The organism is Chromobacterium sp. FG22 (assembly GCF_057809415.1).
This window is the reverse complement of sequence record NZ_JBMDJX010000039.1, coordinates 18,355-32,199: the sequence shown is the minus strand read 5'-3', so window position 1 is coordinate 32,199 and position 13,845 is coordinate 18,355. Positions and strand designations below refer to the sequence as shown.

At 65.5% G+C, this 13,845-nt stretch carries 11 protein-coding genes; 6 read left to right on the top strand and 5 right to left on the bottom strand.

Annotated elements, in window-relative coordinates; all coding sequences use genetic code 11:
• From ACODSD_RS23030 to ACODSD_RS23020, 3 genes are all read right to left on the bottom strand, one after another.
• The coding region (locus ACODSD_RS23030) for a hypothetical protein (RefSeq protein ID WP_488878426.1) at positions 1–1,443 on the bottom strand (1,443 nt) is incomplete at its 3' end.
• A gap of 2 nt (positions 1,444–1,445) precedes the next feature.
• A complete protein-coding gene (locus tag ACODSD_RS23025; RefSeq protein WP_048412222.1) occupies positions 1,446–1,868 on the bottom strand; it encodes a DNA polymerase III subunit chi in 423 nt (140 codons plus the stop codon).
• Positions 1,855–3,420 carry a leucyl aminopeptidase gene (locus ACODSD_RS23020; protein ID WP_107798756.1) on the bottom strand — a complete coding sequence of 522 codons (1,566 nt, stop codon included), beginning with the start codon at positions 3,418–3,420 and terminating at the stop codon, positions 1,855–1,857. Before ACODSD_RS23020 ends, ACODSD_RS23025 begins: the two co-directional genes overlap by 14 nt.
• A 201-nt stretch (positions 3,421–3,621) precedes the next feature.
• Between ACODSD_RS23020 and lptF the strand changes: the two genes are divergently transcribed.
• The 5 genes from lptF (at position 3,622) to ACODSD_RS22995 (ending at position 11,183) form a co-directional block, all read left to right on the top strand.
• Positions 3,622–4,722 carry an LPS export ABC transporter permease LptF gene (lptF, locus tag ACODSD_RS23015; RefSeq protein ID WP_107798755.1) on the top strand — a complete coding sequence of 367 codons (1,101 nt, stop codon included), beginning with the start codon at positions 3,622–3,624 and terminating at the stop codon, positions 4,720–4,722.
• A 7-nt stretch (positions 4,723–4,729) separates the two neighbouring features.
• Positions 4,730–5,806, top strand: coding sequence for an LPS export ABC transporter permease LptG (gene lptG / locus ACODSD_RS23010; RefSeq protein ID WP_488878425.1), 1,077 nt, complete (start codon positions 4,730–4,732; stop codon positions 5,804–5,806).
• A 1-nt stretch (position 5,807) separates the two neighbouring features.
• Entirely contained in the window at positions 5,808–8,381 is a 2,574-nt protein-coding gene (locus ACODSD_RS23005) for a [protein-PII] uridylyltransferase (protein ID WP_227103596.1), read from the top strand.
• Positions 8,382–8,810: 429 nt separating this feature from the next.
• Positions 8,811–10,439, top strand: coding sequence for a S53 family peptidase (locus tag ACODSD_RS23000; protein ID WP_107798752.1), 1,629 nt, complete (start codon positions 8,811–8,813; stop codon positions 10,437–10,439).
• A 99-nt stretch (positions 10,440–10,538) separates the two neighbouring features.
• On the top strand, positions 10,539–11,183 hold the full coding sequence (locus ACODSD_RS22995) for a HugZ family pyridoxamine 5'-phosphate oxidase (protein WP_488878424.1): 645 nt from the start codon (positions 10,539–10,541) through the stop codon (positions 11,181–11,183).
• 64 nt (positions 11,184–11,247) lie between these two features.
• Here ACODSD_RS22995 and ribA read toward each other — a convergent pair whose 3' ends face one another.
• Both ribA and ACODSD_RS22985 read right to left on the bottom strand, forming a co-directional pair.
• Complete coding sequence (ribA, locus tag ACODSD_RS22990; RefSeq protein ID WP_107798750.1) at positions 11,248–11,829, bottom strand: GTP cyclohydrolase II; 582 nt, start codon at positions 11,827–11,829, stop codon at positions 11,248–11,250.
• A 96-nt stretch (positions 11,830–11,925) separates the two neighbouring features.
• Complete coding sequence (locus ACODSD_RS22985) at positions 11,926–12,651, bottom strand: GAF domain-containing protein (protein WP_488878423.1); 726 nt, start codon at positions 12,649–12,651, stop codon at positions 11,926–11,928.
• 110 nt (positions 12,652–12,761) lie between these two features.
• Between ACODSD_RS22985 and ACODSD_RS22980 the strand changes: the two genes are divergently transcribed.
• A complete protein-coding gene (locus ACODSD_RS22980; RefSeq protein ID WP_488878422.1) occupies positions 12,762–13,838 on the top strand; it encodes a hypothetical protein in 1,077 nt (358 codons plus the stop codon).
• Positions 13,839–13,845 lie beyond the last annotated feature (7 nt).

The following is a 13,845-nucleotide window of genomic DNA, read 5'->3' as shown; positions in this document are numbered from 1 at the left end:
TTGCGGCTCCAGCGCCTCGTCCAGCACAGGCTCGGCTACCGCTTCGGCTTCCGCCGGCTCGGCAAACGCAGCGTCCAGATGAGGGGCTTCCGGTTCGGAGACTTTCGGTTCCAGCACCTCGTCCAACACAGGCTCGGCTACCGCTTCGACTTCCGCCGGCTCGGCGAACGCTGCGTCCAGCTGCGGGACTTCCAACTCGGCGGCTTGCGGCTCCAGCGCCTCGTCCAACACCGGCTCTGCCGCCGCTTCGGCAAACGCGGCGTCCATCATTGGCGCTTCCGTCTCAGCCGGAGGCTCATGCGCCTCCGCCTCAACGGCCTCCGGCATCGCCAAGACAGGCTCCGTCTGCAAGCCCGCCAGCGCTTGGTCGATCTCGGCCAGCAAGGGCTCCTCTCCCGGCGCGGCAAGCGCCGCGGCGACGGCGGACTCCGGCGAAATCATCGCATCGGGAAGCGCCACCGCCGGTTCAAACACCGCTTCGGGCGCTACGGCCGGCGCGACGTCAAACGCCGGCACAGGCAGCTCATCCATCTCGGACGGCGCTTCGACGGCGCTCTCGCCCTGGAGCGGCGCAAATTGTTCCAGATCGTCCGCCGGCGCGCCGGCGGACGGGGCCTCGGCGGGTTCCGGCCAGACGGGGGCGGCTTCCTCCGCCGGGCTCTCCGGCCAATTCGGCAGCAAGCTGTCCACCTGGGTTTCCGGCCCGACTCCGCCGCCCAGCACGCCGGTGGGCAGGCTATCCAAGGAAATGGAAGTGAAAGGCGTCGGCGCGGGCGGCTCGATCAGCGTCTCGGCCACGCCGACATCCGGCGCGGGCGGTACGGCGGTCGGCGCCTCCGCATCCGGAATCTCGATGCCAACGGGCTCCGGTTCGGCGGCCGCAGACGCGGCGGCCATTGCCGGCTCAGCCTCGGCGACTAGCGGCTCGGCATCGAGCGCCGGAGCAGGCGCCGCGGCCGGCGGCTCTTCCGCGATGGACGCGGACTCGTCGGCCAAAGCCTCCGCCGGCGGCTCCTCGCCGGCCGGCTGCAGCGAAAATTCGAAATCGCCGGCTTCCGCCGCCGGCAGCGCCGCCTCCGGCAAGGCCGCGGCGGGGTTCCAGCCGGGCAGCACTTGCTCGATGCCCAGTTCAGAGGCCGGCATGTCGTCCAGATCCAGCGACGGCAGCGAAGCCAGGTCCAGCAAAGGCTCTTCGCCGGGAACGGGAGCGGCGATCAGCTCCTCCAGGCTCAGTTCGGGAATTTCCAGTTCGGCGGGCAGGTCCTGCGGCGGCTCGCCCAACTGGTCGGCCAGCGCGTCCAGTTCGCTGGAGAAATCAAAATCGGGGATGTCGATGACTTCGTCGCCCAAGGTAGGCACTTGCGACTCATCCACCACCTCGGTCAACACCGGCAGGTTGAGGCCGGACCAGTCAGGCTCTTTGGGCTTTGACGGCTCGCTCATGGTCACTTATTGCTCATGTCGTGATGTTCGATTGCATAACCGCGCTCGCGATACGCCTTGAACCGCAGGCGCGCCGTCTCCAGCGACGCTTCGTCGCGTCCGACTATCTCCAGAATACGATCAAAGCGCTCCATCCGCTCCGGCAAATTCGAACCCAGGTTCAACAATACCGGGTGCTCCAGCGCGTCCGGCAGGCGGGCGGTCAGCCAGATCGGCGTGTCCGCCGCCTCGTCGGCGCCCAGCCTGCAGTGCGGCACGAAGCGGGTATCGCCGAAGCTCCACAGCTGCCGGCTGAAGGTGTCGAGCTGCTGCTCGCTGTCGAACCAGATCAGCAGCCGCTCCCCCTTGCGCATCACCGTGGCCGCCAGCAGGCAGGCGAAGCCCTGCGGGTCGGCCACTTTGGTGTAAAAATCAATCCTGCTCATCGTCCACCGTTTCAGGGGTTTCGCGGCGCGGACGGCCGCGGCGCACCACATTGCCCAGCGCGATGTCGGCGCGGTCTTGCAGGAACTGCACCAGCAAAGGCACCGGACGCGCGGTGGCGCCCTTGTCCTTGCCGCCCTTCCAGGCGGTGCCGGCGATGTCCAGATGCGCCCAGTCGTATGCTTTGGCGTAGCGCGACAGGAAGCAGGCCGCGGTGATGCTGCCGCCCGGACGGCCGCCGATGTTCGCCATGTCGGCGAACGGGCTCTTCAACATGTCCTGATACTCGTCCCACAACGGCATATGCCAAGCGCGGTCGGCCACTTCCTCGCCGGCGGCCAGCAGTTCGCGCGCCAGGCTGTCCTGATTGCTGTACAGCGCGGTGGCGATATGGCCCAGCGCGATCACGCAGGCGCCGGTCAGCGTAGCCACGTCGATCACGGTTGCCGGGTCGAAGCGCTCGGCGTAGGTCAGCGCGTCGCACAGGATCAGCCGGCCCTCGGCGTCGGTGTTCAGAATCTCGATGGTCTGGCCGGACATCGAGGTGACGATGTCGCCCGGCTTCAGCGCGTTGCCGTTGGGCATGTTCTCGCAAGTGGGCACGATGGCGACCAGGTTCAGCGGCAGGTTCATTTCCACCGCGGCGCGGAAAGCGCCCAGCACGGTGGCCGCGCCGCACATGTCGTACTTCATCTCGTCCATGCCCTCGCCCGGTTTCAGCGAGATGCCGCCGGAGTCGAAGGTAATGCCCTTGCCCACCATCACGATGGGCTTGTCGCCCTTGTCCTTGGCGCCGTGATGGCGCAGCACGATCAGGCGAGCCTCTTCCACGCTGCCCTTGGCCACGGACAGGAAGGAGCCCATGCCCAGTTCCGCGATGTCCTTGGGGCCCAGGATTTCAGCGTCGGCGCCGAAGGCCGCGGCCATCTGGCGCGCTTCTTCGCCCAGATAGCTGGGGGTGCAGACATTGCCCGGCAGATTGCCCAGGTCCTTGGCCAGCTTCATGCCGCTGCCGATGGCCAGGCCGCGCTGCAGGCCTTTTTCGCCGTCGGCGAGATCGCTGCGGCGCGGCACCGCCAGCGTCAGTTTGCGCGGCTCGCGCACCGATTCGTCCACCTTGCTCTTGAAGCGGTCGAAACGGTACAAGGCGTCCAGCGTCACCACCGCCGCCTGTTCTATCATCCACTCGACGTCGTGTTTCTTGACTGTCAGTTCGCTCAGGTAGCTGACCGCCTCCACCGCCGAAGTCTGGGTCAAGGCCTTGACCGAGGCGCGCACCGCCTCGCGGTATTCCTTGGCGCGGAACTCCCGCTCCTTGCCCAGGCCCACCAGCATCACCCGGTCGCACAGAGTGTGCGGCACCGAATGCAACACCAGCGTGCTGCCCAGTTTGCCCTCCATATCGCCGTGGCGCAGCACGTCGCTGATGAAGCCGTTGGAGATGCGATCCAGCAGGTCCGCGGCGAAGGTCAGCTTGCGGGATTCGTACACGCCGACGATAACGCAAGCTACCCGTTGCTTTTCCGGACTGCCGCTTTTTATGTTAAATTCCATTGAGAACTCCCGTGTAGAGCGAGTGTCTGTAGCTCCACCTCTTAACCGGCCGTCGATGCGCGGGTAGAATCCTGACGGCCCGGCCTTCCGGTGAAGACGGATTTTGTTGTTGATTCCGAAATCGTCCGTTTTTGACGTTTCTGGATGGTCCCCGGAATTATCACAATGCTTTTCATGAAAAGTCAAAAAGGCACTGAATAAATGGTTTTTCAAAAAAGCCTGACTCGCGAGCTGACTTTGAGCGCTTTAGGCGTTTTCATCGTGCTCCTGGCGATTATCGTTTCCACTCAGGCAGTCAATCTGCTGGGCCGCGCGGCCGAAGGACAGATGGCCAACGAGGCCGTTGCCGCGGTGCTTGGCTTCACTACGCTGGGCTTTTTCCCGGTATTGATGATTTTGACGGTTTTTGCCACCATTTTAGTGGTGTTGACCCGTATTTGGCGCGATCACGAGATGGTGGTCTGGCTCAGTTCCGGGCTGTCTCTGAGCAATTGGGTGTGGCCGGTGATGCGCTTCACCCTGCCGCTGGCGGTGCTGATCGCCGGCGTCACCCTGTTCATCGGCCCCTGGGCCGATCAGCGCAGCCAGGACTATGCAGAACAGATCAAACGCCGCGAGGAGGTTTCCGCGATCTCTCCCGGCGTGTTCAAGGAATCGGCCTCGTCCAACAAGGTGTATTTCATCGAGAACTACTCCGGCGAGCACGGCGCGGCCACCAATATTTTCATGCAGGAAATCACCGACGGCAAAGTGGCGACGATTTTCGCCAAATCCGGTTTTATTACCACTAAGCCGGACGGCGAGCGCGTGGTGGTGCTGGAACACGGCCAACGCTACGTCGGCGAACCCGGCAGCGCCAACTACGAGGTGGCGGAATTCCAGCGCTACACCGCCGGCATCGGCGAAAGCCAGCAAATGCCGGGCCCGTCCGGCAATCGCCAGGCCATTCCCACCGCCCAGCTGCTGAGCCAGGACTCCGCCGACTACCGCGCCGAGCTGGCCTGGCGGCTGTCCATGCCGATCAGCTGCGTGATCCTGGCCCTGCTGGCGATTCCGATGTCCTATTTCAACCCGCGCAGCGGCCAGACCTACAATCTCCTGCTGTCGCTGCTGGTTTTCTTCGTTTATCAGAACGGACTGACCGTGGCCCGCAACTGGGTGGCCCAGGGCAAGGCCGGCGTCTGGCTGGTGCTTCTGGTGCATCTGGCCATGCTGGCGCTGGCGCTGGCGCTCTTGAGCTACCGCAACCGCCCGGCCCGTCCCATCGGCCAGGCCTTGTCCCTGCTGTTCCGGAAATCCTGATCCCGTCATGAAACTGATTCATCGCTACATCGTCGCCACCCTGAGCCAGGCGACCTTGTTCACCCTGCTGGCCCTGCTGGGCCTGTACGGCTTCTTCGACCTGCTGGCCGAGGTGCCCAATCTGGGCAAGGGCACTTACACCCTGGGCAAGATGCTGGGCTATGTCGCGCTGCTGATGCCCGGCCACGCCTATGAACTGATGCCGCTGGCGGTCTTGATCGGCGGCATGGTGGCGATGACCCAGCTGGCCACCAACAGCGAATACACAGTGATACGCACCAGCGGCGTGACCCTGCCGCAGATCGCCGCCACGCTGTTGAAATTCGGCCTCGGCTTCGCCCTGCTCACCGTGCTGCTGGGCGAGGTGGTGGCGCCGCGCACCGGCCAGCAGGCGCAGAGCCTGAAGCTGTCCGCCACCCACTCCATGGTGGCGCAGGAGTTCCGTTCCGGCATCTGGGTCAAGGACAATCAGAACTTCATCAACGTCCATGAAATGCTGCCGGACACCTCGCTGCTGGGCGTGCGCATCTACACCTACGACGATAATTTCCGCCTGGTGCGCACCCGTTACGCCGAACGCGGCTCCTTCTCCAAGAGTGATCAGCAATGGCGGCTGATCAATGTGCGCGAAACCACGCTGACCGCGGACCAGGCCGTCAGCCGTCATTACCCCGAGCTGTCCTGGAAATCTATCGTCGAGCCGGAAATCCTGTCCGTGCTGCTGGTGGTGCCGGAACAGATGTCGGCCAGCGCGCTGCTGACCTATCTGGAGCATTTGCGCAGCAATAAACAGCAAACCCAGCGCTACGAAATCGCCTTGTGGAGCAAGCTGTTCTATCCGCTGGCCTGCATCTCGATGGCGCTGGTGGCCCTGGCCTTCACCCCGCAGCAGCGCCGCCACGGCCAGTTGGGCATCCGTCTGTTCGGCGGCATCTGCCTGGGCATCGCCTTTCACTTCGTGAATCGCCTGTTCGGCCATCTGGGCCTGTTGTACGACTGGAACCCCATCCTGTCCGCCACCCTGCCCACCTTGCTGTTCCTGGTGGCCGGCGTCGCCATCATCGCCAGACAGGAAAGGCGCTGACATGAGTTCGCCGGCCGCGGAATCCCTCGCCCGCATGCGCCAGGAACTGGCCGGCAAACGTCAGGCGCTGGCCGAGCAATACCGGCAGCAGCGCAATCCCCAGGAATATCTGAAACGGCACAGCCAGACCGTGGACGCCGCGCTGCAGGCGCTGTGGGCGCAGTCCGGCCTGGACGGCGCCGCCAGCCTGATCGCGGTGGGCGGCTACGGCCGCGGCCAGCTCTTCCCCTATTCCGACATCGACCTGCTGGTGCTGCTGGACCAGCCGCCGTCGCCGGAGCTGGGCGAACGCGTCGGCGCCTTCATCAGCCTGCTGTGGGACGTGGGCCTGGAAATCGGCCACAGCGTGCGCACCGTCGAGGAATGCCTGACCGAGGCCCGCGGCGACATCACCATTGAGACCAATCTGCTGGAAAACCGGCTGATCGCCGGCGACGCCGCGCCCTGGCGGCGCATGAGCGCGCTGCTGGACCGCCAACGCGACCCGCTGGCCTTTTTCGAGGGCAAGACCCAGGAACAGCAGCAACGCCACACCCGCCACTTCGGCGTCGGCAACAATCTGGAACCCAATATCAAGGAAAGCCCGGGCGGACTGCGCGATCTGCACACCATTCTGTGGATCAGCAAGGCCATAGGCCTGGGCGACAACTGGGACGCGCTGGTGCGCCGCGGCATCCTGACCCTGGCCGAAGCGCGTCTGATCAAGCACAGCGAACGCCAATTGCTGGGCCTGCGCATCGAACTGCACTTGCTGGCGCGCCGGCGCGAGGACAGGCTGATCTTCGACCTGCAACAACAGCTGGGCCAGGCGCTGGGCCTGCAGGACACGCCGGCCAAACGCGCCAGCGAACAGGCGATGCAGCTGTATTACCGCGCCGCCAAGACCGTCAACCAGCTCAACGGCATCCTGCTGCCCAATCTGCGCGGCCGGATTTATTCGCAAGTGCCGCGCGTCACTCAGAACCTGAACGAACGCTTCTACTCGGTCAACGGCATGCTGGGCATCCGCCAGCCGGACGTGTTCGAAAAATACCCGTCCGCCATCCTGGAAGCTTTTCTGATGCTGCAGCGCAACCCGGAACTGAGCGGCTTCGCGCCGCGCATGTTGCGCGCGCTGTGGCACGCCCGCAGCCACATCAACGAGCGCTTCCGCAACAACCCGCGCAACCGCGAGCTGTTCCTGCAACTATTCCGCGAGCCCAACGGGCTGACGCGCTGCCTGCGGCGGATGAATCTATACGGGGTGCTGGGCCGCTACCTGCCCAATTTCGGCCACATCGTCGGCCAGATGCAGCACGATCTGTTCCACGTCTACACCGTGGACGAACACATTCTGATGGTGGTGCGCAATCTGCGCCGCTTCGCCAGCAGCGCCTTCACCCACGAATACCCGCTGATGTCCCGGCTGATCAACGACTTCGAACGCCCGGAAACCCTGTATCTGGCCGGCTTGTTCCACGACATCGCCAAGGGCCGCGGCGGCGATCATTCGGCGCTGGGCACGGTGGACGCGGCGGACTTTTGCCGCCAGCACGGCTTGCCGGCCGAGGACGGCGAGCTGGTGGCCTGGCTGGTGGGCCAACATCTGACCATGTCCAGCGTGGCGCAGAAGCAGGATATCTACGACCCGGAAACCGTGCGCCGCTTCGCCGAGCTGGTCGGCACGCCACGCCGGCTGACCGCGCTCTACCTGCTCACCGTGGCCGATATCCGCGGCACCAGCCCCAAAGTCTGGAACGCGTGGAAAGCCAAGCTGCTGGAAGACCTTTACCACGCGGCGATGCGCCAACTGGTGCGCGGCGGCCAGCTGGACGTCGCCTCAGAGCTGGAGGAACGCAAACACCAGGCCCAGGCGCTGCTGCGCTTGCACGCGGTGCCCGGCGGCGTGGAGGCCGCGCTGTGGCAGGAGCTGGACACTGTTTACTTCCTGCGCCACGAGGCCAAGGAGATCGCCTGGCACGCGCGCCTGCTCAACCGCTTCGTCCACGCCGAGCAGCCCCTGGTCCGCGCCCGGCTGTCCGACGACCACGAGGGCATCCAGGTGCTGATCTACACCCGGGACCGGCCGGAACTGTTCGCCCGCGCCTGCGCCTTCTTCGGCCGCACCCACTACAGCATCGCCGACGCCAAGGTCTACACCACCCGCCACGGTTACGCGCTGGACACCTTCCACGTCTTCGTGCCCGAGCATCATGACGGCGATTATCGCGACATGATCAATTTCATCGAGTTCGAACTGGCCGAATGCCTGCGCCAGGAGGGCGAACTGAGCTTGCCCGCCTCCGGCCGCATCAGCCGCCACCTCAAGCACTTCCCGATCACGCCGCAAATCCTGATCCGCCCGGACGACAAGGCCAGCTTCTACGTGCTGTCCATCGTCGCCGGCGACCGCCCCGGCCTGCTGGCCCGCATCGCCAAGGTGCTGTCCGACTACCGGATGAATGTGCAATCCGCCAAGATCATGACCTTGGGCAGCCGCGCCGAGGACTCTTTCCTGATCTCCGGCCCCGGTCTTAGCGACGACAAAACCGTGCTGGCGCTGGAAAACGCCTTGCTGGCCGCGCTGCGGCTGTAAGCGCCCGTTTAACGCCAGGCGGGCAGGCGCCAGACAAAGCGTTTGCGGCCATGACGGCGACTCTTCGAAATACTCATGCCGCTCATGAGCAAAGCGCTTCCCCGCCTACCCCTATTTTGCGCGCCAGGTCTTGAATAGACCCAGAACGCAAGCCGCAAACCATCAGGCATACTCATTAGATCAATCAGAAAAACGCATTGCCATTGTCATTTTTTTGCGTTTTGCATACAGATTTGACGCTGATCAATAATTTACTTGTCATCGATTGAGATTTGGGATTACACATTCAGCGTTCCCCATCGGGAGCAGCCCTTCCGCACCAAGGGCAACCAACCTGGACCAAAGGCGCGCCGTCGAGCGACTACAAGCCCGGTCCAAGGGCCCTGCCCAAGCGCAGGCCCGCGCGGTACTTCTTCAGAGGAGAAGTGAATGTTTGCCAAGCAATACACGGCCGCACTGGTGTCCGCCGCTTTCTTCAGCATCGCGGCGCAAGCAGCAAACCTCAACTGGCAATCCACCAACACCCTGGCTCACCCGGTACAGACGCTGACCCCGCAGGCGCAAGACAGCGGCGAAGTCGCCGCCGGCCAGAGCGTCCACGTCGCGGTGGCGCTGAAAGTGCGCAACAAGGCGCAGCTGGACGCGCTGACCCAGGACATTCTTCAAGGCCGCAGCAAGCGCTACCTGAGCAAGGCCGAGTTTCTGAGCCAGTTCTCCCCCACCGAGGCCCAGGCGCAAACCGTGGTCAAACACTTGCAGGCCAGCGGCTTCCGCAACATCAAGGTGGCGCCCAACCGGCTGCTGATCACCGCCGACGGCAGCGCCGCCACGGTCAAGGCCGGCTTCCAGACCTCGCTGCACCGCTACGACATCAATGGCCGCCAGGCCTTCGCCAATGTCGCCAACGCCCAGGTGCCCGGCGCGCTGGCCGACATCGTGCTGGCGGTGCACGGGCTGCAAAACGTTCACCAGTTCCACACCGCGCTGCGCCATCCGACGCCGCAGGCCTTCAAGACGACCAGCGTCAGCGGCCACGCCCCCACCGACTTCCCGTCCATCTACAACGCGAACAGCCTGCCGCCGGCCAGCAACACCACCGTCGGCATCATCGCCGAAGGCGACCTGAGCCAGACGCTGAGCGATCTGCAGGACTTCGCCAGCGGCGCAGGCTACGGCGCGGTGGCCACCTCGGTGATCAATAGCGGCACGCCCAGCAGCGACACCTCCGGCACCGAGGAATGGAACCTGGACAGCCAGGACATTCTCGCCGCCGCCGGCGGCGCGGTGCAGCAGATGAACTTCTACGTGGCGCCGTCGATGACCAACGCCGACATCACCGCCGCCTTCAACGCCGCAGTCAGCGACGGCACGGCCAAGGTGGTCAACGTTTCGCTGGGCGAATGCGAGACCAGCGCCCAGAGCGACGGCATGACCGCCAGCGCAGACCAGATCTTCCAGGCGGCGGTGGCCCAGGGCCAGACCTTCTCGGTGTCCACCGGCGACTCCGGCTCCTACGAGTGCGGCGGCCGCACCGCGCGCCAGAGCTACCCGGCGGTGTCGCCCTACGTGATCGCGGTGGGCGGCACCACCCTGTCCACCAGCGGCAAGACCGCGTATCTGTCGGAAAGCACCTGGAACGGCGGCGGCGGCGGTCCCAGCTACACCGAGAACGCTCCGGCCTGGCAAAGCAGCGCCGGCGTGCTGACCATTTCCAAGACCAAACGCGGCGTGCCCGACGTCTCCTTCGACGCCGACCCCAATAGCGGCGCGCTGGTCCTGGTCAACGGCGGCACCTCGCAGATCGGCGGCACCAGTCTGGCGGCGCCCTTGTTCACCGGCTTCTGGGCGCGGATAGAGTCGGCAAACGGCAACAACATCCACTCGCCGGCGCCGTCGATCTACAAATACTTCAAGGCCAACCCCGCGCTGTACCACGACGTCACCAGCGGCAGCAACGGTGCCTACAGCGCCGCCAAGGGCTGGGACTACACCACCGGCTGGGGCAGCCTGAACATCGCCAATCTGAACGCCTTCATCGCGCGGACCCCCGGTTTTTAAAGCAGCGCTCTCTCGCCTTGAGCCCCGGTCCTCCGGGGCTTTTTTGCGCCCGGCGGCGGCGGCGGCTAAGATGGGCCCACTTCGCGCCGGAAACCAAACATGAAAATCCCGCCCTCAGCCGCCGTCCATCTGCTGCACCGCTGCGTCCACGCCAGCCTGGCCACCCACAGCACTCAACTGGCCGGCTATCCCTACGCCACGCCGATACCCTGCGTGCCCGACCTGCGCCACCGGCCCACGCTCTGCCTCAGCGCGCTGGCCGAGCACAGCAAGAATCTGCAAGCCGATCCGCGCTGCAGCGTGGCCTTGCTGGACCCGGCGGCGGCGTCCAGCCAGAGCGGCGCGCGCCTGACCCTGCTGGGCGATATGAAAGCCTTCCAACCCACGCCGCTGGAACTGGCGCGCCATCTGCGCTACCAGCCGGAGGCCGAAGACTGGCTGCAGCTGGACTTCGCCTTCTACCGACTGCAGCCGCAACGGCTGCGCTATATCGAAGGCTTCGGCCGCATGGGCTGGCTGGAGGCCGAGCAGTGGCTGGACGGCCCGACGCTGGAGCCGGAACAAGAGGCTGAGCTGCTGGCGCAAAGCGCCCCCTTGCCCGCCGGCGTCCGCTTGCTGGGGGCAGACTGCCACGGCATCGATTACGAGATCGCCGCCGCGCGCCGCCGGCTGGCCTTTCCCGCCGCGTTGGCGGCGGACGAGCTGGCCGCCCGCTGGACAGCGCTCTGCGCGGCGCTGGCATGAAAAACGGGAGCCTGCCGGCTCCCGCTCGCACATCCCCCCGACTGCGCTGTTCCGGCGCGGCCGCTCACTTGAACAACATATGGCCCAACTTGCTGGCCTTGGTGTCCAGATAACGGTCGTTGTGCGGATTGCGTCCCACTTCCAGCGGCACCCGTTCCACCACATCGATGCCGGCATTACGCAGGGTTTCGATCTTGCGCGGATTATTGGTCATCACCCGCACCCGCGACACGCCCAGCTGGTCCAGCATATGACGGGCGATGCGGAAGTCGCGCATGTCGGCGGGGAAGCCCAGCCGCTCGTTGGCTTCCACGGTGTCCGCGCCGCCGTCCTGCAGCTGGTAGGCGCGGATCTTGTTGATCAGGCCGATGCCGCGGCCTTCCTGACGCAGATACAGCAAGGCGCCGCGGCCTTCGGCGGCGATGGCGGACAAGGCCGCCTCCAGTTGGAAGCCGCAGTCACAGCGCAGCGAAAACAGCGCGTCGCCGGTCAGGCACTCCGAATGCAGGCGCGACAGCACCGGCTCGCCGTCGTCTATCGTGCCCAGGGTCAGCGCGACGTGCTCGCGCCCCCCCACTTCCTCAAAACCATGCATGGTGAACTCACCCCAGGGGGTGGGCAGCTTGCAACTGGCGATGTACTCCATCCTCGGCTCATCAGCGCTGAGCTCGACAGCAGGCAATGACATTGTTTCTCCGCTAAACCTGATGAACGCGCCTGAATCCGCGCGCGATAATCTTTATTAACTGTGGTCGGCTTCCGGATTTTCAAGCGCCAGCGGCAAGGCGGCGAAAGGCTCGGCCAGCACGATGGCCAGCGCAGCCAGCCACACCAGCCGCTCCGGCGTGAAGAAACCGGCGCTGGACGCCTCGGCGTCCAGAATGCCCAGCACATTGTCGTCCCGGCCCAGCACCGGCAGGCAGACCTCGCTCATCACCTTGGGATCGCACTCGTAATAGCCGCCGCCCTCGGCGCGCCAGGCTTTGACGTCCTCGATCAGCACCGCCCAGCCGGTCAGGCCCACCCGGCTGTTGTTGCTGTACTCGGCGAAGGCCTCGGTCAAAGGAAACTCCGCGCGGCTGGGCACGCCCTGATAAGCCAGCTTGACCAGCTTGGCCTGCTGGCCCTTGCCTATCTTGCGATACACGCCCAGCCAGTCCGCGCCCACCTTGAGGTTCACCGACTCCACCAGCGCCAGCAGATTGCGCAGCGCCGCCGTCGCCTCCGGACTTTCGCCGCCGAACAGCGGCGCCAGGTCGTAAGGCTCGTCGGCCAGTTCCTCGAACAAGGAGCAACTGCCGTCCTCGCTCAATTTGGGCACCCGGTAGCGGTACAAATCCTGCCGCGCCGCCGGCTTGTCCGCGTTCAACACCGCGGACAGGGTCAGCACCGCGATCTGCAGCTCGGTGCGATCCAGATCCAGGCTCTGCTCGCGCAGATAGTCGGCCAGTTGGCTTACGGGTATCATGACAGTGCTCCTGAAGGCGGCCGCGCCGCCCGATGCGAATGAATATCGAAACCCAGCAGGATACCAAAAACCGCCCCGCGCTGGCCAACCCCAGCCCAGAATAAAACACCATGCCCGCCATTCATATTCCCTACCCGCCTCTCGTGATCAAGGCCGGCGCGCACGCCCGCAAGCTGCTGGCGCGCCAGGGCCTGCCCGCCGCCAGCGTGGCCACCCTGCCCGGCGCCGCCGGCGGCCCCAAGGCGATAGGCATCACCGGCCTGGACCAGGCGGTGTTCGAATGGCTGAACCGCAGCCCGCGCCAGCGCGAGCTGGTCGGCGCCTCCATCGGCGGCTGGCGCTTCGCCTGCGCGATGCAGGCCGAACCGCGTCAGGCGCTGGCCCGGCTGGCGGAGCGCTACACCGCTGAAACCTACGCGGCCAAGATCGGCGTGGCCGACATCACCCGCCAGACCCGCCTGATGCTGGACGAGGTGCTGCCGCCCGAGGCGCGCGGCGCGCTGATCGATCACCCTCACTATCAGCTTAGCCTGTTGCTGGTGCGTTCCCACGGCCTGCTCGCCAGCGAGGCGCGCGCGGCGCTGCTGGGCGGTCTGGCGCTGAGCGCCGCGCTCAACGCCGTGTCCCGCGGCCTGCTGCGCCACGCCTTCAGCCGGGTGATCTGCCACGACCCGCGCAGCGACTTGCGCTTCAAGCCCGCGGACGACATCCTTACGCTGTGCCAACCGCTGGGAGCGGACAATCTGGACGCCGCGCTGATGGGCACCATCGCCATTCCCGGCGTGCTCAACGGCGTACAGTTGCCGGGCGCGCCGGCGGCCACTTATCGCGACGGCGGCCTGACCGACTACCATCTGGACTTTCCCTTCGCCCAGGGCGACGACATCGTGCTCTACCCTCATTTCACCGAGCGCATCGTGCCCGGCTGGTTCGACAAATTCCTGCCCTGGCGCCGGTCCAATCCGGCCCACCACGCCAACACCGTGCTGATCTCGCCGTCGCGCGACTACTTGGCGCGCCTGCCCGGCGGCAAACTGCCGGACCGCAACGACTTCCACCGCTACCTGGGCCGGGACGCGCAGCGCCAGCAGGTCTGGCGCCAGGCCACCGCCGAGAGCCAAAGGCTGGGCGATGCCTTCATGGCGTGGCTGGAGCGGCCGGACCTGGGCCAGGTTCAAGCGCTCTAAAACAAAA